Below are 19,824 nucleotides of genomic sequence, written 5' to 3'. Positions count from 1 at the left end.
TGCTGCGTTTACCAGGCGGCGCCGAAGGCGTCCCGCAGTTCATCCAGCGCGGTCTGGTCTAGAGGCGCCGGGCGCGGCTGGGTGAGCAACCACAGGCGCGCGGTTTCCTCCAGTTCCTCCAGGGCATAGCTGGCCTTGGACACGCTGCTTTCCCAGACCACCGGGCCCAGGCGTTCGAGCATCACCCCGCGCACCCGGTTGGCCAGTTGCGCCACCTGCTCGGCGACCTTGGGCGAACCCGGACGCTGGTAGCCGATCAGTGGAATGTGCCCGACCTTCATCACCTGGTACGGGGTCAGCGGCGGCAGGATGTCGTCGTCGCGCCAGACCCCGGCCAGGGTCAGTGCCACCAGATGGGTGGAATGGGTGTGCACCACCCCGCCCACCCCCGGATTGCGGTCATACACCTGGCGATGCAGGGCCAGGGTCTTGGATGGCTTGTCGCCGCTGACCCACTCCCCCGCTAGGTTGACCTTGGCGATGGCCGCCGGATCGAGGCGCCCGAGGCACACGTCGGTGGGGGTGATCAGCCAACCATCATCGAGCCGCGCGCTGATGTTGCCGGCGCTGCCCACGGTGTAGCCGCGCTGATAGAGGCTGCGGCCGACGTCGCAGATTTCTTCGCGCAGAGCGTTTTCCCGGCTCATGGCTGACCTCCGGCCAGTTGGCCCAGGGCCTTGCTGAAAAAGTCGCGACCGCCGAAGTTGCCGGACTTCAGGGCCAGGGCCAGGGGCTCGCCGCCGCTGCTGACCGTGGCCGGCACCCCGGGATCGATCTGCGCGCCGATCTGCAACAGGCGCACGCCCAGGGCCTTGACCACCGCTCCGGAGGTTTCGCCGCCGGCCACCACGAAGCGGCGCACGCCGTTATCCCGCAGGCCGCGGGCGATCTCGCCCAGGGCGTTCTCCACCAGGGCCCCGGCGCGCTCGACGCCCAATTGCCGCTGCACCGCCTTGACCTGCTCGGGGGTGCTGGTGGCGTAGATCAGCACGGTGTCCTGCTGGGCCTGGACAAAAGCCAGGGCCTGGGCCACCACCGGTTCACCGGCCGCCAGGGCCAGGGGGTCGATGCGTAGGGCTGGGCGCTCGGCTTCCAGCCAGGCGTCGACCTGGGCATTAGTCGCTGCCGAGGCACTGCCGGCCAGCACCACTTCGCCACCGGCCACCGGCGGCAGGCTCGCGGCGTCCAGGTCCCGCAGCTTGCCGGCGCGGCGGAAGTTCTCCGGCAGGCCCAGGGCCAGCCCGGAACCGCCGGTCAACAGCGGCAGGTCGGCGCAGGCCGCGCCGAGGGTATAGAGGTCGGCATCGGACAGCGCATCGGCAATCGCCATGGCGACGCCCTTGCCCCGCAGTTCGGCGATCTTCGCCCGCACCGCGTCCACGCCCTGGGCGACGCTGTCGTAACGCAGCAGGCCCACCGGCAGCACAGTCTGCGCTTGCAGCACCCGCACCAGGTTGGCGTCGGTCATCGGCGTCAGCGGGTGATGCTGCATGCCCGATTCATTGAGCAACTGGTCCTGGACAAACAGATGGCCACGGAAAATCGTCCGGCCGTTCTCCGGAAACGCCGGGCAAGCCAGGGTGAAATCGCTGCCCAGGGCCTTGAGCAAGGCCTCGCTGACCTGACCGATATTGCCCGCCGCGGTGGAGTCGAAGGTCGAGCAGTACTTGAAGAAGATCTGTTCGCAGCCCTGCTCGCGCAGCCAGTGCAGCGCCGCCAGGGATTCGGCCACCGCCTCGCCCACCGGGGTGGTGCGGGACTTCAGGGCGATCACCACGGCGTCGGCGTCCAGGCCGGCGGCCACTTCGGCGCTGGGAATGCCAATGCTCTGCACCGTGCGCATGCCGCCGCGCACCAGCATGTTGGCCAGGTCGGTGGCGCCGGTGAAGTCATCGGCGATGCAACCCAGCAACGGGCGTGGAGTGGAAGTCGTCATCACAGGCTCCTCAAACGGCATCAGGCTTGGCCACGGGCAGCTCGATGCCCGGGAAGATCTTGATCACCGCCGAATCGTCCTCGCGGCCGAAACCGGCGCTGGAGGCCTGCATGAACATCTGGTGCGCGGTGGCCGACAGCGGCAGCGGGAACTTGCTGGCCCGGGCGGTATCCAGCACCAGGCCCAGGTCCTTGACGAAGATGTCCACCGCGGACAGTGGCGTGTAGTCGGCCTTGAGGATATGCGGCACGCGGTTCTCGAACATCCACGAGTTGCCGGCGCTGTGGGTGATCACCTCGTACAGGGCATCGGCGTCCACCCCTTCGCGCAGGCCCAGGGCCATGGCTTCGGCGGAGGCGGCAATGTGCACCCCGGCCAGCAACTGGTTGATGATCTTGACCTTGGAGCCCAGGCCATGGGCATCCCCCAGGCGGTAGACCTTGCCCGCCATGCCCGCAAGGATCGCCTCGGCCTTGGCGTAAGCGCCGGCCGGGCCAGAGGTCATCATGGTCATCTCGCCGGCGGCGGCCTTGGCCGCGCCCCCGGAAATCGGTGCATCCAGATAGAGCAAGCCCAGGGCCTCCAGGCGCTGGCCCAGGTCCACGGCGTAGGTCGGGGCCACAGTGGCGCAACCGATCACCAGGCTGCCAGGGCGCAATGCCGCCACCGCCCCGCCCTCGCCAAACAGCACGCTCTCGGTCTGCTCGGCATTGACCACCACGGTGATGATTACCTCGCACTGCTCCGCCAGCTGGGCGGCCGAGGCGCAGGCCACGCCGCCTTCAGCGGCGAACTGCTCGGTGACGGCGGCACGCACGTCACAGGCATGCACCTTGAAACCGCTGCGCAGCAACGACCGGGCGATGCCCAGGCCCATGGCGCCAAGACCGATGACACCGACATTGTTGTTATTCATGGGGGACTCCAGAAATAGACCAGGACTGTGCCGCGCCGGACAGGCGCCGGGCAAGAACCGGGCAGGACAGGGAAATCCGGATTGCAGGTCCGGCAAATGCAACACAGAGAGCGGCAACAGGCGCAGCGCCAGACGGCAAGCCCGGAAGGTGCATGGCACCGTGAACCGGTGCCGAGAGAGGCAGGAGCGAAGCGATCATCATGGCCATCCTGTTGCTGTTGTTATCAGGTTGAGCGTTGGCTGTGAACGATCATCCACCAATGAACGGATTATGTGAAGATATTTTTCAACCTAACATTTTTTAACATCGCTTTTTCCCGCCCCCTGCCTCCGGCCCGCGCCCGCCACTGGTCGGAACATCGAGGTCCAGTCGCCATCCCCTGCTACAACCTTTCACAGCCCTGATCTGGATCAGCATTGAGCGCGAGATCCTGACCGAGGCTCAGGACATGAAGCGTGCTGACTGGCGGTAGCACCCTTCATCGCAACCCCGTTGACGCCCCCACTGACCAGGGGCTCAATGGTCCGTCTCGTTATGCTTGGATAAGGATGATTCAACATGGCAAATATTGAAGTTTTATCGGGCGATTTTCTGCAGGGCGCCGGCGAGTACCGCCACGGCACCTTCAGGCTCAAGACAGTGCTCAACAGCGCCGGTGTCGAGATCAAGGCATCGGCCTTCAAGAGCCTGGAAATCGCCACTGAAAGCCCCGTCGCCAACAAGGACGCCTTCGGTTATGGCGTGGCCGGCGCCATGCTGCTGGGGCCGGTAGGCGCGATTGCCGGTTACCTGATGGCGGGCACGGAAAACGAAGTGACCTTCATCGGCACCTTAAAGGATGGACGGCAACTGATGGCCGCCACCGACAGCAACACTTACAAGGATATCTCCCGGCACTTGCTGAACTGATAATCCGCGAAGTTATATTCAGTGCTCATGACGCCCCATCGGTCATGGGCACTTTTTATTTGTATCCCTTATATGTTTCCCACTCTCGACGCCTGCACTCATCCCTCAAGCTGAACCTCACCTGAAACTTCATCATCGAACAACGATTCAGGGCAATTTAACCTTGACTCGATGAACCCTCCTGAGTAAATTGCGCGGGCCGGGAAATCCGGCCTTTTTTCAACTCACTAAAGAAGCCAATGGACACAGTATCTAGACGCTGTCTGGTCACTGCCGCTGCGCAGCGCCAGGCACCCCTGAACAATGACGGGACTCGACTCCGCGGTCGGGTGAGCTGCGCTAGGGCTTGACGCTCCAACGTAACTTGCCTCCCCGGAACCAGTCCGGTCACGAGGCACAAGTTATGCACTTCACATCTTCTGTAATGCCCGGCGTACGCGCCTTTGCCGCCACCATGCGGGTCAAGCTGTGCCGTGAGCCCAAGGCTCTGGCACGCTCGCCGTTCTCCTCATCCTCACCTTGCGCCGCCACCGCCCTGCGGGCCAATTGGCGTGTCTGCCCGATGACCGGCCAGCTCCAGCAACGCTGGAGCCTGGACGACAGCCAGGACCCGCAGAGTCGGGGCGCGGCCCTGCTCTTGCAGCAGGCCGGACTGATCTTCGGCCTGTACCTCGGGGCGCGCACTTACCCATAAATCAACGGTCACTTTCCGTTGTTTCCACACAAACTTCTTACTTGGAAGTTTGACGGCGCCTTATTGCCTTCTCGTTAATAAAACTTGCTGGAGAAAGTTATGGAAGAGGCCAGTAGTAGGTTCGCTGTCCATTCAACTTCATTGTTTGGGCAGCGAACGTTAAAACCTGAAAAACGCCAAGATCCGTATCGATCGCTAACCTGCGGCTCGACATACTTTCGCTCGTCTTTAATTAGTTGAGTGGTCGCTGTGTCGTGCCGTAGTCAGGCGGCAGGAGCACACGCAATGACTGAAAAAACCACAACTTCCCGCAACACCAGCGCCACCCGCGACAGCAACAAACTGTCGATGCGTGCCGCCCGCGAAGCCCAGAACGGCCTGGCCGTGACCCTGGCCAACGTCAACTCCAGCACCGCTGGCCTGACTGAACTGGACGCCGAAGGCCGCCTGCAACGCGACGGCCACAACGAGGTCGCCCACGACCGTCCGCCTCACGCCCTGGTGCAATTGCTGCAAGCCTTCAACAACCCCTTCATCTATGTGTTGATGACCCTGACCGGTATCAGTTTCTTCACCGACTTCTGGCTGCCGCTGCAAGCCGGCGAAGAAACTGATCTGACCGGCGTGATCATCGTCCTGGTGATGGTGCTGGCCAGCGGCCTGATGCGCTTCTGGCAGGAACACCGCTCGGCCAAGGCCGCCGAAGCCCTCAAGGCCATGGTCCGCACCACTGCCGCGGTGCTGCGCCGCGAGCAGATGGGCATGCAGGCCCGGGTTCGCGAAGTCCCCATGCGCGAACTGGTGGTGGGCGACATCATCCAGCTGTCGGCCGGCGACATGATCCCGGCGGACATCCGCCTGATCGAATCCCGCGACCTGTTCATCAGCCAGGCGGTGCTCACCGGCGAAGCCCTGCCGGTGGAGAAATACGACACCCTGGGCGCCGTGCAGGAAAAATCCGCCCAGGCCCTGGCCGCCGACCAGCAGGACCTGCTGGACCTGCCGAACATCTGCTTCATGGGCACCAACGTGGTCAGCGGCACCGCCACCGCGGTGGTGGTGGCCACCGGCGGGCGCACCTACTTCGGCTCCCTGGCCCGCTCCATCGTCGGCTCGCGCACCCAGACCGCCTTCGACCGTGGGGTCAACAGCGTCAGCTGGCTGCTGATCCGCTTCATGCTGGTGATGGTGCCCATCGTCCTGCTGATCAACGGCTTCACCAAGGGCGACTGGGCCGATGCCTTCATGTTCGCCCTGGCGGTGGCGGTCGGCCTGACCCCGGAAATGCTGCCGATGATCGTCAGCGCCAACCTGGCCAAGGGCGCCGCGGCCATGGCCAAGCGCAAGGTGGTGGTCAAGCGCCTCAACGCGATCCAGAACTTCGGCGCCATGGACGTGCTGTGCACCGACAAGACCGGCACCCTGACCCAGGACCGGATCATCCTCGAACACCACGTCGACATCAGCGGCAGCCGCTGCGATGCGGTGCTGCAACTGGCCTGGCTCAACAGCCACCACCAGAGCGGCATGAAGAACCTGATGGACCGCGCCGTGGTCGCCTTCGCCGAGGGCAACCCGCACTTCACCCCGCCCTCCGCCTGGCGCAAGGTCGATGAACTGCCCTTCGACTTCGTCCGTCGGCGCCTGTCGGTGATCCTTGCCGATGCCCGTGGCGATCACCTGTTGGTGTGCAAGGGCGCGGTGGAAGAGATGCTCGAAACCGCCACCCGGGTCCGCCAGGACGGACTGGCCGTGAGCCTCGACGCCGAGCGCCGCGCCGCCCTGCTGCAACTGGCCGAGGACTACAACCGCGACGGCTTCCGCGTGCTGCTGGTGGGCACCCGGGACCTGCCCAAGGGCCAGACCCGCAGCCAGTACAGCGCCAGCGACGAACGCGAGCTGGTGATCGAAGGTTTCCTGACCTTCCTCGATCCGCCCAAGGAAACCGCCGGCCCGGCCATCGCCGCCCTGCGTGACAACGGCGTGACGGTCAAGGTGCTGACCGGCGACAACCCCATCGTCACCGCGAAGATCTGCCGCGAAGTGGGCCTGGAAGCGGGCGAGCCGCTGCTGGGTCGCGACATCGAGCACATGGATGACCAGGTGCTCGGGCGCCTGGTGGAAGAGCGCACGGTGTTTGCCAAGCTCACCCCGCTGCAGAAGTCCCGGGTGCTCAAGGCCCTGCAAGCCAACGGCCACACCGTGGGCTTCCTCGGCGACGGCATCAACGACGCCCCGGCCCTGCGCGATGCCGACGTCGGCATCTCGGTGGACAGCGGCACCGACATCGCCAAGGAATCGGCGGACATCATCCTCCTGGAAAAGAGCCTGATGGTGCTGGAAGAAGGGGTGATCAAGGGCCGCGAGACCTTCGGCAACATCATGAAGTACCTGAACATGACCGCCAGCTCCAACTTCGGCAACGTGTTCTCGGTGCTGGTGGCCAGTGCCTTCATCCCCTTCCTGCCGATGCTGGCGATCCACCTGCTGCTGCAGAACCTGATGTACGACTTCTCCCAGCTGGCCCTGCCCTGGGACAAGATGGACAAGGAATACCTGGCCAAGCCGCGCAAGTGGGACGCCAACAACATCGGGCGCTTCATGCTGTGGATCGGGCCGACCTCGTCGATCTTCGACATCACCACCTTCGCCCTGATGTGGTACGTGTTCGCCGCCAACAGCGTGGAAATGGCCGCCCTGTTCCAGTCCGGCTGGTTCATCGAGGGGCTGCTGTCCCAGACCCTGGTGGTGCACATGCTGCGCACCCGCAAGATCCCGTTCATCCAGAGCACCGCGGCCCTGCCGGTGATGCTGGCCACGGGACTGGTGATGGCCCTGGGGATCTACGTGCCCTTCTCGCCCCTGGGCAGCATGGTCGGCCTGGTGCCGCTGCCGTGGGAATACTTCCCGTGGCTGGTGGGCACCCTGCTCAGCTACTGCGTGGTCGCCCAGACCATGAAGACCCTGTACATCCGCCGCTTCAAGCAGTGGTTCTAAGGGCCTGGTTCTAAGGGCGTGAGCCCGGCGCGGCCGCCCTCGGACGGCCGCGCCCGATACACCTGACCAACGATGCCACCGTCGGCGCGGCCAGCGCCCTGCCGACGGCGACGCTGTTCGCCCGAAAGGAGCATCGCCATGTATCTCAAGCCTTTTTCCATGGTGCAACGCGGCCTCCAGGCCCTGCTGGTCTGCTGCCTGTGCACCAGCGCCCGCCTGCTCACCCGCGTGAGCATCCGGCTGTATGTCCGCGGCCTGCTGAGCGCCGTTGAAATTCGTTTTCTGCTGGGTTTCAGCGCCGCCATTACCCGCGCCTCGCTGCGGGTGGCGATCGCCTGAACCCGTCACCGACCCGGGAGCACACTCATGTCGGGCACCACACTTCTGATCAACCTGGCCGGGGCCATCGCCCTGCTGCTCTGGGGCTCGCAGATGATTTCCGGATCCCTGCTGCGCGGCTTCGGCAGCCCGCTGCGGCACTGGCTCGGACAACACCTGAACAACCGCTGGCTGGCGCTGCTGTGCGGCGTCGGCATCACCGGCGTGCTGCAAAGCAGCACCGCGGTGAGCCTGATGGCCAGCTCCTTTACCGCCGCCGGCACCCTGGGCCTGGCCCCGGCGCTGGCGGTCATGCTCGGGGCCAATATCGGCTCGACCCTGGTGGTCCAGCTGCTCAGCCTCGACCTGTCGCTGCTGGCCCCGGTACTGCTGCTGGCGGGTTTCCTGACCTTCCGCCTGCGGGACGACTCGCGCTTTGAAAGCATCGGCTGCGCGCTGATCGGCCTGGGCCTGATGCTGCTGGCCCTGGGCATGCTCGGCGCCACCCTGGGCGCGGTGGAAAGCACCCCGGTGTTCCAGCTGGTGATGACCAGCCTCGACGGCGACCTGTTGCTGGCGCTGCTGGTGGCCATGCTGCTGACCTGGATGTGCCACTCCAGCGTCGCGGTGGTGCTGCTGATCGCCTCCCTGGCCGGCACCGGCCTGCTGTCGCCGGCCACCAGCATGGCCCTGGTGCTGGGGGTCAACCTCGGCGGCACCCTGCCATCCCTGCTCGGCGCCAGCGGTAACGTGGCCCGGCGCCTGCCCCTGGGCAACCTGCTGGTGCGCCTGGTGGGCGTGGTCCTGGTGCTGCCGTGGATCACCGCCCTGGCCCGCCTGGACGCAGTGCAAGCCCTGGCACCGGAGTTGCTGGTGGTCTACCTGCACAGCGCCTTCAGCCTGATCCTCGGTCTGCTGTTCATTGGCTTCACCGAGCTCCTGGGCAAGCTGCTGACCCGGCTGCTGCCGGCCCCCGCCCCGGTCACCGACCCGGGCATGCCGCTGTACCTGGACCAGGCCGGCCTGGAAGTGGCCAATATCGGCCTGGCCAACGCCGCCCGCGAAGCCCTGCGCATGGCCGACATGCTTTCGAGCATGCTCGACCGGGTGCTGCAGCTGTTTCGCACCTCAAGCATCACCCATGCCGAGCAGGTGCGGCACATCGACCAGTCCCTGGACCTGCTCAGCGCGGCCATCCGCGCCTACCTGGCGGACATCGGCAAGGAAGGCATCAGCGACCAGGATGCCGACCGCTCCCAGGAGATCCTGCTGCTGGTGATCAACCTGGAGCACGCCGGCGACATCCTCGCCACCAGCCTGGCGCAACTGGCGGTGCGCCGCCTGCGCCGAGGCGAAGCCTTCTCCGAGTTCGAGCTGGGCACCCTGTACCCACTGCACCAGGAGTTGCTGGACAGCCTGAGCCTGGCCATCACCGTGTTCCTGCGCGAAGACCTGCCCACCGCCCACCAGTTGCTGGCGCGCAAGGAAAACGTGCGGCGCCTGGAAGCCGCCGCCGGCCGCGAGCACTTTCGCCAACTGCGCGAAGACCAGAGCGCCTGGGCCGAGTCCGGGGACATCTTCCAGCGCCTGCTGCGGGACTACCGCCGGGTCCACCACCACATCGCCGCCCTGGCCTACCCGGCCCTGGAGCGCGCCGGCGAGCGCGACATCGAGCACGGCTACCTCAGCGAGCCCCTGGCCGAAGCGCCGGGCGCCGAGCATCCCGTGGCCGGGCTCAAGGAGGACAGCCCATGCGCGTCCTGATCTGCGCCGGCCGCTACTACGCCGACAGCCGCCTGTGCCGCCGGGTCCTGGAAGCCTTCCAGCGCCTGCACGAAGTGCGGGTGGTGATCCACGGCGGCAGCCAGTTCCTCGGTGCCCACATCGAGGACTGGGCCCGGGAAACCGGGGCCCACATCGTCCGCTACCCGCCCAACTGGCAACTGCACGGCAAACACGCCGAGCGCCTGCGCAACAGCTTCATGCTGGCCGACAGCCGCCCGGACATCGTCCTCGCCCTGCCCGGCGGGGAAGACACCGAAGAACTGCTGGCCCAGGCCCGGGTCCGCGGCATCCAGACCCTATCGGTGGACGCCCAGTAAACACCCCACGCAGCACCCACCCGCGCCGGCTCCCCAACCAAACGGTCCGGCGCCCCAACAGAACGAGACCTGCCATGTCCAAGCACCGCCCACATCGCTCCTCGCGTTGCGCCTCCTGGGGCCACACCCTGCCTGCCGCGAAAAGCCGCATGCTCAAACGCAACCTGCTGTTCCTCGCCCTCACCGCCGGGGCCACCGCGACCCTGGCCCTGTGCTTCAAGGCCCAGGCCGCCGGCGGCGCCTATGTAGTGGATGACGGCGCCATCAACGCCCCCGGGGAATGCAACGTCGATGCCTGGTACCAGAGCACCCGGCATCAAGGCTCCAGCCACAACAGCGTGATCGCCCCGGCCTGCACCTTCAGCCAACTGCCCTGGGTACAAGTGGGAGCCGCGGTACAGCGCCAGCAGGCTGACGGCCAGGGCGAAACCCAGGTCAGCCCCCAGCTCAAGATCGCCCTGCTGGACCGCGCGGACCTGGGCCTGCAACTGGCCCTGGCCGGCTCCGCCCACTGGGCCCTGAACCGCCACCACAGCTTCGACGGCGGCGACCTCACCCTGCCCCTGACCTTCAGCGCCAGCGACCGCCTGCGGCTGAACCTGAATGCCGGCTGGACCCACGCCTACGACGATGGCGAGCAGAACCACCGCTGGACCTGGGGCAGCGGAGTCGAATACGACCTCATGCCGAGCCTGACCCTGATTGCCGAGCGCTACGGCCAGCGCGGCGGCGAACAAGGCTGGCAGGCTGGCCCGCGCCTGCACGTGGGCCAGCACCTTGACCTGGACCTGATCCTGGGCCAGCACCTGACCGAAGCCCGCGACCGCTGGCTGACCACCGGCGCAACCCTGCGCTTCTGAGCGCCCCATAGCGTCGCCGCCCCTGTAGCCGCTGCTGAGCCTGCGAAGCTGCGCAAAGGCCCGCAGGGCCTTGCCTGACGATCTTGGGCAGCCTCAAGATCACCGCGTCTCCTGCGGAGCCGTTCGCAGCCTGCGGCAGCGGCTACACGAAACGCGGCGAATCCTGTAGCCGCTGCTGAGCCTTAGCGAAGCTGCGAAAAGGTCCGCAGGACCTTGCCTGACGATCGCCTGCCAAACCTCTATCGTTTTTGAGAACCCTGCGTCCCTGCGGGCCGTTCGCAGCCTGCGGCAGCGGCTACACGAAACGCGGCGAATCCTGTAGCCGCTGCTGAGCCTTAGCGAGGCTGCGAAAAGGTCCGCAGGACCTTGCCTGACGATCGCCTGCCAAACCTCTATCGTTCTTGAGAACCCTGCGTCCCTACGGGCCGTTCGCAGCCTGCGGCAGCGGCTACACGAAACGCGGCGAATCCTGTAGCCGCTGCCGAGCCTTAGCGAGGCTGCGAAAAGGCCCGCAGGGCCTTGCCTGACGATCGCCTGCCAAACCTCTATCGCTGTTGAGAACCCTGCGTCCCTACGGGCCGTTCGCAGCCTGCGGCAGCGGCTACAGGGGCAGTGGATGCAGGGCTTCGTCGAATTGGTCCAGGCGCGGGAAGACCAGGGGTTGGTCGTTCGCCAGGTGCTGCAGGCGTTGACGGTAGCGGTGCAGGAAATCTTCTCGGGCTTCCTGGCTGATGTAGGGCACGTGCCAGGCCACGAACGGTTCCAGCACCTCGCACCCGACATAGGCCAAGGTGCCCCGCAGCAGCGGGCGCAGCATGTCCTGCAGCGGTCCATGGATCGCGCCTTCGCCAAACATGTGTTCGCGTCCGCCCAGGGTCAGGGTCACCAGGGCTTTCTTGCCCGCCAGCCCGCCCTGGTCATAGAAGCGCTTGCCGCCATAACACACTCCCGACACCAGCACCCGGTCGATCCAGCCCTTGAGCATGGCCGGCACCGAGAACCAGAACACCGGGAAGTTGAGGATCAACAGGTCGGCCCACAGCAGCTTGTCCAGCTCGCCCTGGATGTCGGCGGCGATGCTCTGGTTCTTCACCCCCAGGCGTTGCTCCAGGGCGTACACCAGGTACTCCGGATTATCCCGGGCGGCAAAGTCGGCGGCGCTGGCCACCGGGTTCCAGTTCATCGCGTACAGGTCGCTGACCTGCACCTGGTGCCCCTGGGCCTCCAGGGTGCTGCGGGCCTGGTCGCGCAGGGCGGCAGTGAAGGATTGCGGTTCGGGGTGGGCGTGAACGATCAGTACCTTCATGAAGACTCCTCAAACGGTGGGCAAAGTGGCGGGGGCAACGCGGCGGCTCAGGCAGTGTTCGGCGCACAGGGCAATGCGCCGGCAGGCTTCGCGCAAGTCCTCCGGCTGCAGCACCAGCCCCAGGCGGATATGCCCGGCGGCGCTGGGGCCGAAGGCTTCGCCGGCCAGTACCGAGACGCCCTGCTCGTCCAGCAGGCGCTGGCTGAAGGCCTGGGCGCTGAGCCCGGTGGCGCGGATGTCGACCATGACGAACATGCCGCCATCCGGCTTCAGCGGCCGGGCGCCGAGGCAATCGGCCAGACAGTCGCAGACCAGATCCCGGCGCTGGCGGTAGGCCTCGGCCATCTCCCGCAACTGCGGCAAGGGTTGCTCCAGGGCCACGATGGCCGCGTCCTGGATGAATTCCGGCGAGCCGTAGAGCATGCACAGGGCGAGGTTTTCCAGGTGCGCGGCCAGGGCCGTCGGCGCCACCACCCAGCCCAGGCGCCAGCCGGTCATGGCGTGGGACTTGGACAGGCTGTTGAGGGTCGCGGTGCGCTCGGCCATGCCCGGCAAGCTGGCCGGGCTGACATGTTCGCCCTCGTACAGCAGCTCGCTGTAGACCTCGTCGCAGATCAGCCACAGGTCATGCTCGATGCACAGCGCCGCCAGGGCTTCCCAGGTGGCACGGGGGATGCTGGCGCCGGTGGGGTTGTGCGGGCTGTTGAGCACCAGGGCCCGGGTCTTGCCGGTGATGCGCGCCGCCACCGCCTCGGGCTGCACCCGAAAGCCGTCCTCGGCCCGCACCGGCAGCGGCACCACCTGGGCATTGCAGGCGCCGAACACCGCTTCATAGGTGACGTACATCGGCTCGGCCACGATCACTTCGTCACCCGGGTCCAGCAGGCACTGGGCCACGCTGTACAGGGCGCACTGGGCACCGGCCAGTACCACCACTTGCTCGGCCTCCACTACTTGCCCGCTGCGCTGCTGATGACGGCGGGCAATGGCCTCGCGCAAGGCGCGCTTGCCGCGCACATCGGCGTAATGGGTATGGCCGGCCTGCAGGCTGTCGATGGCCGCCTGGACGATAGGCTGGGGGGTGTCGAAATCCGGGTCGCCCACCGACAGCAACCAGACCTCTTCGCCACGTTCGCGTTTGGCCAGGGCCCGGTAATGAATGTCCCAGGCGGCGGCGCCGTCTCCGGCAATACGTTGGGTCAGTTGAGAAAAGCGCATGCTCAGGCTCCAGGCAAAAAGGGATGGTCAGCGCGCACAGGCGTGCTTGAGTTCGATCAGGCTCAGGCCGTTGCGGGCAAAGCCGTCGCGCAGTGCCTGCTGCAACTCGTCGAGGCTGGCGGGTTGGCTGACGCTGCAACCAAAGGCCCGGGCCAGGGCGGCAAAATCCGGGTTGCGCGGCAGCACGCCGATGGGCTCGATGTTCAGATCCAGCATGTCGTCGCGGATCTGCCCCAGGGCGTCGTTGTTCCACAGCAAGACCACCAGCGGGCTGTCCAGCTCCTCCACCGCCGTGGCCAGCTCCTGCACCGTGTAGAGAAAACCGCCGTCGCCCACCAGCACCAGCCCCGGACGCTCGGGGGCACCGAGCTTGGCGCCGATGCCCGCCGGCAAGCCGTAGCCGAGGGTGCCGTAGCCGGTGGGATGCAGCCAGCTGCGGGTGGCCCGGCTCGGGTACAGGTAGTTGCCGCTGTAGGCCAGCTGGGTCATGTCGCTGGCGATAAAGCCGTGTTCCGGCAGCTCGGCGGCAATGCGTTGCAGGATCGAACGGTGGATCTGTTGCAAGGGCCCCTGCCCGTTGTGCACCGCCTGACGCAGATCGGCCACCGCGTGAATCGCCGCCCCGGCTTCGGCCGGTGTGGGTGGCAAGGCCTGGAGCAAGGCATCCAGGGTGGCGCGGGCATCGCCGTTCAAGGCCACCGCGCACGGATAGAAGTCATTGAACTTGCGCGGGTCGATGTCCAGGCGCAGCAGCTCACCATTGAGCGGCAAGCGTTCGCGCCAGTAGTCGGTGTCGGCCATCTCGGTGCCCACCGCCAGCACCACATCGGCCTGGCTGATCAGCTGCCAGCCGGGCTCCACGCACAGGGTCGCCCCGGCATTGAGCGGCGCCTCGTCCGGCAGCAGGCCCTTGCCGGCGACGCTGCTGAAAAACACCGCGCCCAGGCGTGTGCTCAAGGCCCGCAACTGCTCGGCCGCATGCAGCGCGCCACCACCGGCAATGATCATCGGCCGCTTGGCGCGGCGCAGCTTGTCCGCCGCCTGCTGGATATCTGCCGCCGCGGCCGGGCCACGGGCGGGACGCCGGCGCACCTCGCCGGTCCAGTCCCGGGCGACCCTGGCCGCCAGCACATCCAGGGGCACGCTGATGTGCACCGGGCGCGGGCGCTCGCTGTCGAACACGGCAAAGGCCCGGGCGATCAGCTCTGGCAGGTCTTCCGGGCTCAGGGCCAGGGCCGAGAACGCGGTGATTGGCGCGGTGATGGCGCGCTGGTCCTGGGTTTCATGCAGCGAGCCCCAGCCCTTGCCCAGGCTGGCGCTGTGGTTGACGCTGGAAATCACCAGCAGCGGGATCGAGTCGGCATAAGCCTGGCCAATGGGCGTGGCGACGTTGGTCACCCCCGGGCCGCTGATGACGAAACACACCCCGGGCTTGCCACTGACCCGGGCGTAACCGTCGGCCATGAAGCCCGCGCCCTGCTCATGCCGGGTCAGCACATGGCGAATGCCGCTGCCGGGCAGGCCGCGATACAGCTCCAGGGTGTGCACCCCGGGAATGCCGAACACCGTGTCGACGCCGTAGCCGGCCAGCAGGCGCACCAGGGCCTGGCCACCGGTCAAGGTCTGATCGTGCATGTCTCTCTCCTCAAGCCTGGCCAAGGCGAATCAACGCATCGACCGCGACGGTGCCCTGGGCACCGACCAACAATGGGTTCACATCCAGTTCCAGCAATTGCCCGGCGTGTTCGCAGGCGTAGTCCGCCACCGCGCCGATGGCCGCCACCAGGGCATCGAGATCGGCCCGCGGGCGCCCGCGAAAGCCCTGCAGCAAGGCGGCGCTGCGCAGGCTGAGCACGGCCTGGCGGATCGCCCCTTCGGTGGTCGGCAGCAGCAGGCTGCGACTGTCCTTGAGCAATTCCACCAGCACCCCGCCGGCACCGATCACCAGGGCCAGGCCGAAGTCGTTCTCACGCTTGATGCCAACAATCAGCTCCGCCAGGGGCGGCGCGGCCATGGGCTCCAGCAGCACCCGCTCAAAGGCCACGCCCGGCGCATGCTCGGCGATCCGCGTGTGCATCAGGCGCAGGGCTGCGCCCAGGGCTTCAGGGTCCTTGAGATTGAGGGCCACCGCCCCGGCCTCGGTCTTGTGCGGCAACTGCGCGCTGACCGCCTTGAGCACCAGCGGATAACCGACCGCAGCCGCCGCGCTCAGGGCCTGCTCGGGGCTGCTCAACACCCCGTCCGGGATGCTCAGGCCGAAGCCGCGCAAGGCCTGCTTGGACTGCCACTCGTCCAGCAGCACCCCGGCACCGGGCAGGGCCTGCGGGCACAGCGGCACCAGGGCCGATTCGCCCAGGGCCAGCAACGCTGGACGCCGCTGTTGATAGGCGACGATCCGGCCCCAGGCCGCCAGGCCATCCTCCACCCCTTGCAAGGCGGGAATGCCATGGGCATGCAGACGCTCGCGGGCGCTGGCCGGCAACAGCTCGGGAAAGGCCGAGGTGACAAAACCGCGCAGGCCGTGGCGTTGCAGCGCGGCGCAGAACAGCTCCAGCAGCAGGTCGCATTCCTTGCGCTCACCGGTGAACTCGGCCGGGTAATCCAGCACCAGCATGGCGCTGTCGGCCTCGGTACGCAGGGCCGTGCCGAGCATGGCTTGCAAGGCCTGGGCATCGCCCCAGATGGCGGTGGTGAAATCCAGCGGGTTGACCAGATTGGCGTAGCCGGGCAGTACCTGGGCCAGCTCGGCGCATTGCCCGGCCGCAAGCTTGGGCAACTGCAGGCCGTTGCGCTCGGCGTAGTCGGCGATCAACCCGGCATCGCCCCCGGAACAGGCCAGGGCCATCAGCTGTGGGCCGGCCGGAAACTGCCCGCAGGAGGCGGCCTTCAAGGTCTCGACAAAACTCACCGGGCCGCTGACCCGGATCACCCCCAGACGCTGGAACAGTGCGTCGTACAGCGCGTCCGATCCCGACAGCGAACTGGTGTGACTCAAGGCCAGCTCGGCGCCGATCTGCGACACCCCGGTCTTCAGGGCGATGAGCGGAATGCCCTTCTCCAGGGCCTTGTGCGCCGCCCGGGCAAACCCTGGCACATTCTTCAGCCCTTCCAGGTGCAGGCCGATGGCGGTGACCCGGGGTTCGTCCAGCAGCACGTCCATCAGCTCGGCAATGCCCAGCTGCGCCTGATTGCCCACCGAGGCCATGTAGGCCACCGGCAGCGAGCGATCGCTCATGGACAGGTTGTAGGCAAAGTTGCCGCTCTGGGTCAGCACCGCCACGCCCCGCTCCACCGGCTTGCCACCATGGGCCACCGGCCACAGCGCGGCGCTGTGCAGGTAGTCCAGCAGGCCGTAGCAGTTGGGGCCCAGCAGCGCCATGTCGCCGGCGGCCGCAAGCAGTTGCCGTTGCAGGGCCTGGCCCTGGGCGCCGGTTTCGGCAAAGCCCGAGGCGTAGCAGATCGCCCCGCCCGCGCCCTTGGCCGCCAACGCCGCGACGCAGCTCAGGGTCAGCTCACGGTTGGTGGCGACGAACACCGCGTCCGGGCCGCAGGGCAGTTGGTCGATGCTGGCCACACAGGGCACGCCATCGAGCTCGGCATGCTGCGGGTTGACCAGCCACATGGGCCCGGCAAACCCGCCTTCGGCGCAGCGCTTGAGGGCCCGGGCCATGCTGCGCCCGCCGACAAAGGCCAGATGCCGGGGCGCCAGCAAACGCTTGAGATTGTCACGAAGAGTCTGGGACATGACGGCAGTTCTCCAGGGCGCTCAGCGCATCAGCGGCCGCAGCAGTTCACGGGAAATGATGTGGCGCTGGATCTCCGACGTGCCTTCCCAGATGCGCTCGATCCGCGCATTGCGCCAGATGCGTTCCACCGGGCCTTCGTCCATCAAACCCATGCCGCCGTAGATCTGCACCGCCTCGTCGGCCACCCGGCCCAGCACTTCACTGGCGAACAGCTTGGCCATGCCGGCCTCGCCGTCGGTCATGCTGCCCTGGTCCATCTTCCACGCGGTGTGCAGGGTCAGCAGCTCGGCGGCGCGGATCTGCGTGGCCATGTCCGCCAGCTTGAACGACACCCCCTGGTAACTGCCGATGGCCTGGCCGAACTGCTTGCGATCCGCCGCCCATTGCAGGGAGGCATCCAGGGCGCGCTGGGCCTGCCCGACGCAGTTGGCCGCCACCATCACCCGCCCGGCGGTGAGCCAGGCGTTGGCCACTTCCCAGCCCTTGCCCACCTCCCCCAGCACCTTGTTGGCCGGTACCCGGCAGTCGTCGAAGAACATCTCGAAGGTGTGGTAGCCCCGGTTGCTCACGCACTTGGGGCCACGGCGGATAGTCAGGCCCGGGGTGTCGCGGTCCACCAGGAACGCGGTCACCGCGTTGCGCTGGCGGCCGTTGTGCTCATAGGTGCCGGTGACCGCAAAGACAATGGCGAAATCCGCATGCCCGGCGTGGCTGATGAAGTGCTTGCTGCCGTTGAGCACGAAGTCGCCGCCATCGCGCACGGCGCGGGTCTTGATCGCATTGGCATCGGAACCGGCGCCGGGCTCGGTCAGCGCAAAGCAGTCAACCTTGCGCCCCTGCACGCAGGGCAGCAGGTAATCGCCGATCTGCGAGCCGGTACAGGCCATGAGGATCTTCGACGGCCGGGCAACGAACACATGCAAGGCCCAGGAACACTTGGCCAGCTCGCGCTCGATCAGCGCCTGGGACAGGTAATCCAGGCCACCGCCGCCCACCTCCTCCGGCATGTTGAAGGCATAGAAACCGGCGGCGATGGCCTTGCTGCGGATCTCCCCGGCGAGGTCGGCGCTGACCTCATCGGCGCGGTCCACCGCCTCTTCGTGGGGCAGCAACTCCTTGCTGACAAAACTGCGAACCGCGTCCACCAGCATTTCTTGTTCTTGGCTGAGTTGGAAATTCATGGCGCTACCTGTGAGTGAGTGACGGTGCAAAAAAACCAGTGATCGGGCAGGACGACCTGCCGAAAAATCCTTCCCGCAGGAGCCGGCCTGCTGGCGAAGAGACCCTTGAATAAGGCGCTGTTCTTGCGGGCGCCTTCGCCGGCAAGCCAGCTCCTACAAAATGGGCGCATGGCCCAGGGGCCCTTTCGCCGGCAAACGGAGCGCCGCCCGGCCGCTCCTACATGCCCTGGAAACGTGGCGGGCGTTTTTCCGTGGCGGCGCGCAGGGCTTCGGCACCATCGGCACTGCGCCCGCACAGCAGGCCGGCGGCCAGCTCGGCCGCCAACTGCTGCGGCAAACTGCGCTCGGCCCCCTGGCGGATCAACTTCTTGGTCTGGGCAAAGGCAAAGGTCGGGCCCGCCGCCAAGCGCGCCGCCAACTCGCCGACGTTGCCGATCAGTTGCTCGTCGGCGCACACCTCACCCACCAACCCGGCGGCCAGGGCCCGTTCGGCGCTCCACAACTCATCGAGAAACAGCAGGCGCTTGGCCTGTTCACTGCCGATCAAGCGCGACAGGTGCCAACTGGCCCCGGCATCCGGCGAGTAGGCCATGCTGGTGTAGCCGGCCTTGAACCGCGCCGACTGCGCCGCCACCCGCAGATCGCAGCACAGACTCAAGTCCATGCCCGCGCCCACCGCAGTGCCGTTGATGGCGGCGATGGTGGGTTTGTCCAGACTGTGCAGGCGGGTCATCAAGGCGTGGGCGGTTTCGGTCCAGCCGTAGCTTTCCAGGGCGCCGCGGGCTTCGGCTTCGGCCCACTCCGCCAGATCGGCCCCAGCGCAGAAACTGCGGCCGCTGCCGGTGAGTACCACGGCTCGGACGCTGGGGTCGCTGTTGCAGGTGTCCAGCAGGCGGTGCAGCGCCTGGAGACTGGGGATGTCCAGGGCGTTGCGTTGCGCCGGGCGGTTGAGGGTGATCCAGGCTACGCCGGCTTCGATCCGGCTGAGCAGCGACGATGAAAGGGTCATGGGCGTCCTCGAATTATTGTGGTTGGCGTGAGGGGGTGGCTTGAGGGTGATACTAAACGAGTGTTCAACAAGGCGGCAATTGGGGGGCTTGGGGGGAGTTTTGGTCGATTTTTTGAAGTATCCCTTTGTTTTTATTAGGTAAAAATCTGGGCATTGGGGGTTGTTGCGTGGGGGTTGTTACAACTTCGAACAAGCCTCGACAAAAGGGGGTTGGGGGAGGTTTTTTGTGGCGAGGGAGCTTGCTCCCGCTCGGGTGGGTGGCGGCCGTAAACCTGAGGGGGCGGTCTGATTGGTGGGCATATCCGTTGCTGCGGGTGCGACGGCTTATGGTTTCGCTTTTACAGCGGGGGTTGGGTACATATCCGTTCCTGCGGGTGCGGCCGCTTACGGTTCCGCTCTTACAGCGGCTCACTTTTGAAGAGCGCAAAAGTAAGCAAAACGCTCTGCCCCTCCACTCGGTGCCTCGCTTAGGCTCGGCATGCCCTCACTCCGGCATTGATCCGTGGGCCGCCGCCACCGGCCATCCATGGCCGGGTGGCGGCTAACCCGGCGTCCTGCCGGGTTACCCACGGATCAATGCCTGCGTTCGGCCATCGTGGTTAACGGGGCGTTCAGATCAAAATCAAAAGCA

The 19,824-nt window shown here is 66.5% G+C and carries 16 protein-coding genes; 7 read left to right on the top strand and 9 right to left on the bottom strand.

Annotated features, from left to right (window positions below; translation table 11 throughout):
• Positions 1-8: 8 nt before the first annotated feature.
• From Q8O96_RS21615 to ltnD, 3 genes are read right to left on the bottom strand one after another with little or no spacing between them, the layout of a single operon-like run.
• The gene (locus Q8O96_RS21615) at positions 9-647 is read right to left on the bottom strand and encodes an aldolase (protein WP_060839012.1); all 639 of its coding nucleotides are present in this window, start codon (positions 645-647) and stop codon (positions 9-11) included.
• Positions 644-1,936 carry a 3-oxo-tetronate kinase gene (gene otnK / locus Q8O96_RS21610; RefSeq protein WP_060839011.1) on the bottom strand — a complete coding sequence of 431 codons (1,293 nt, stop codon included), beginning with the start codon at positions 1,934-1,936 and terminating at the stop codon, positions 644-646. Before otnK ends, Q8O96_RS21615 begins: the two co-directional genes overlap by 4 nt.
• 10 nt (positions 1,937-1,946) lie before the next feature.
• Positions 1,947-2,852, bottom strand: coding sequence for an L-threonate dehydrogenase (gene ltnD, locus Q8O96_RS21605; RefSeq protein ID WP_060843417.1), 906 nt, complete (start codon positions 2,850-2,852; stop codon positions 1,947-1,949).
• A gap of 559 nt (positions 2,853-3,411) precedes the next feature.
• Here ltnD and Q8O96_RS21600 point away from each other — a divergent pair.
• The 7 genes from Q8O96_RS21600 (at position 3,412) to Q8O96_RS21570 (ending at position 10,733) form a co-directional block, all read left to right on the top strand.
• A complete protein-coding gene (locus Q8O96_RS21600; protein WP_102864542.1) occupies positions 3,412-3,762 on the top strand; it encodes a hypothetical protein in 351 nt (116 codons plus the stop codon).
• A gap of 403 nt (positions 3,763-4,165) precedes the next feature.
• A complete protein-coding gene (locus Q8O96_RS21595; protein WP_102864541.1) occupies positions 4,166-4,456 on the top strand; it encodes a hypothetical protein in 291 nt (96 codons plus the stop codon).
• A gap of 285 nt (positions 4,457-4,741) precedes the next feature.
• Positions 4,742-7,453, top strand: a complete 2,712-nt coding sequence (gene mgtA / locus Q8O96_RS21590) for a magnesium-translocating P-type ATPase (RefSeq protein ID WP_305949370.1) — start codon at positions 4,742-4,744, stop codon at positions 7,451-7,453.
• A 138-nt stretch (positions 7,454-7,591) separates the two neighbouring features.
• A complete protein-coding gene (locus tag Q8O96_RS21585) occupies positions 7,592-7,792 on the top strand; it encodes a hypothetical protein (RefSeq protein ID WP_102864539.1) in 201 nt (66 codons plus the stop codon).
• A gap of 27 nt (positions 7,793-7,819) precedes the next feature.
• A complete protein-coding gene (locus tag Q8O96_RS21580) occupies positions 7,820-9,535 on the top strand; it encodes a Na/Pi cotransporter family protein (protein ID WP_305949369.1) in 1,716 nt (571 codons plus the stop codon).
• Complete coding sequence (locus tag Q8O96_RS21575; protein ID WP_060839003.1) at positions 9,523-9,873, top strand: DUF2493 domain-containing protein; 351 nt, start codon at positions 9,523-9,525, stop codon at positions 9,871-9,873. The genes Q8O96_RS21580 and Q8O96_RS21575 overlap by 13 nt, the downstream gene beginning before the upstream one ends.
• Before the next feature lie 74 nt (positions 9,874-9,947).
• The gene (locus tag Q8O96_RS21570; RefSeq protein WP_305949368.1) at positions 9,948-10,733 is read left to right on the top strand and encodes a hypothetical protein; all 786 of its coding nucleotides are present in this window, start codon (positions 9,948-9,950) and stop codon (positions 10,731-10,733) included.
• Positions 10,734-11,334: 601 nt separating this feature from the next.
• On the opposite strand, the gene Q8O96_RS21565 is transcribed toward Q8O96_RS21570, so the two are convergent.
• The 6 genes from Q8O96_RS21565 to Q8O96_RS21540 form a co-directional block, all read right to left on the bottom strand.
• Positions 11,335-12,039: an NAD(P)H-dependent oxidoreductase gene (locus Q8O96_RS21565; RefSeq protein ID WP_305949367.1), complete on the bottom strand. Its 705-nt coding sequence runs from the start codon at positions 12,037-12,039 to the stop codon at positions 11,335-11,337.
• A gap of 9 nt (positions 12,040-12,048) precedes the next feature.
• Entirely contained in the window at positions 12,049-13,257 is a 1,209-nt protein-coding gene (locus Q8O96_RS21560; protein WP_305949366.1) for a pyridoxal phosphate-dependent aminotransferase, read from the bottom strand.
• Positions 13,258-13,284: 27 nt separating this feature from the next.
• The gene (locus tag Q8O96_RS21555; protein WP_305949365.1) at positions 13,285-14,892 is read right to left on the bottom strand and encodes a 5-guanidino-2-oxopentanoate decarboxylase; all 1,608 of its coding nucleotides are present in this window, start codon (positions 14,890-14,892) and stop codon (positions 13,285-13,287) included.
• Between the two features lie 10 nt (positions 14,893-14,902).
• A complete protein-coding gene (locus Q8O96_RS21550) occupies positions 14,903-17,002 on the bottom strand; it encodes an acetate--CoA ligase family protein (protein WP_305949364.1) in 2,100 nt (699 codons plus the stop codon).
• Between the two features lie 21 nt (positions 17,003-17,023).
• Positions 17,024-18,184 carry an acyl-CoA dehydrogenase family protein gene (locus tag Q8O96_RS21545; RefSeq protein WP_060838997.1) on the bottom strand — a complete coding sequence of 387 codons (1,161 nt, stop codon included), beginning with the start codon at positions 18,182-18,184 and terminating at the stop codon, positions 17,024-17,026.
• A 217-nt stretch (positions 18,185-18,401) separates the two neighbouring features.
• Positions 18,402-19,193 (bottom strand): enoyl-CoA hydratase/isomerase family protein, encoded by a 792-nt coding sequence (locus tag Q8O96_RS21540; RefSeq protein ID WP_305949363.1) that lies wholly within the window; start codon positions 19,191-19,193, stop codon positions 18,402-18,404.
• Positions 19,194-19,824 lie beyond the last annotated feature (631 nt).

This window comes from Pseudomonas sp. LPH60, from assembly GCF_030718165.1.
Classification (GTDB): Bacteria; Pseudomonadota; Gammaproteobacteria; order Pseudomonadales; family Pseudomonadaceae; genus Aquipseudomonas; species Aquipseudomonas danubii.
The sequence above is the reverse complement of the archived record's forward strand: the minus strand, read 5'-3'. Positions and strand labels throughout refer to the sequence as shown.

Coding starts and splice junctions, on each gene's coding strand:
- Q8O96_RS21615 (WP_060839012.1), bottom strand. CDS start 647: ATGAGCCGGGAAAACGCTCTGCGCGAAGAAATCTGCGACGTCGGCCGC.
- otnK (WP_060839011.1), bottom strand. CDS start 1,936: ATGACGACTTCCACTCCACGCCCGTTGCTGGGTTGCATCGCCGATGAC.
- ltnD (WP_060843417.1), bottom strand. CDS start 2,852: ATGAATAACAACAATGTCGGTGTCATCGGTCTTGGCGCCATGGGCCTG.
- Q8O96_RS21600 (WP_102864542.1), top strand. CDS start 3,412: ATGGCAAATATTGAAGTTTTATCGGGCGATTTTCTGCAGGGCGCCGGC.
- Q8O96_RS21595 (WP_102864541.1), top strand. CDS start 4,166: ATGCACTTCACATCTTCTGTAATGCCCGGCGTACGCGCCTTTGCCGCC.
- mgtA (WP_305949370.1), top strand. CDS start 4,742: ATGACTGAAAAAACCACAACTTCCCGCAACACCAGCGCCACCCGCGAC.
- Q8O96_RS21585 (WP_102864539.1), top strand. CDS start 7,592: ATGTATCTCAAGCCTTTTTCCATGGTGCAACGCGGCCTCCAGGCCCTG.
- Q8O96_RS21580 (WP_305949369.1), top strand. CDS start 7,820: ATGTCGGGCACCACACTTCTGATCAACCTGGCCGGGGCCATCGCCCTG.
- Q8O96_RS21575 (WP_060839003.1), top strand. CDS start 9,523: ATGCGCGTCCTGATCTGCGCCGGCCGCTACTACGCCGACAGCCGCCTG.
- Q8O96_RS21570 (WP_305949368.1), top strand. CDS start 9,948: ATGTCCAAGCACCGCCCACATCGCTCCTCGCGTTGCGCCTCCTGGGGC.
- Q8O96_RS21565 (WP_305949367.1), bottom strand. CDS start 12,039: ATGAAGGTACTGATCGTTCACGCCCACCCCGAACCGCAATCCTTCACT.
- Q8O96_RS21560 (WP_305949366.1), bottom strand. CDS start 13,257: ATGCGCTTTTCTCAACTGACCCAACGTATTGCCGGAGACGGCGCCGCC.
- Q8O96_RS21555 (WP_305949365.1), bottom strand. CDS start 14,892: ATGCACGATCAGACCTTGACCGGTGGCCAGGCCCTGGTGCGCCTGCTG.
- Q8O96_RS21550 (WP_305949364.1), bottom strand. CDS start 17,002: ATGTCCCAGACTCTTCGTGACAATCTCAAGCGTTTGCTGGCGCCCCGG.
- Q8O96_RS21545 (WP_060838997.1), bottom strand. CDS start 18,184: ATGAATTTCCAACTCAGCCAAGAACAAGAAATGCTGGTGGACGCGGTT.
- Q8O96_RS21540 (WP_305949363.1), bottom strand. CDS start 19,193: ATGACCCTTTCATCGTCGCTGCTCAGCCGGATCGAAGCCGGCGTAGCC.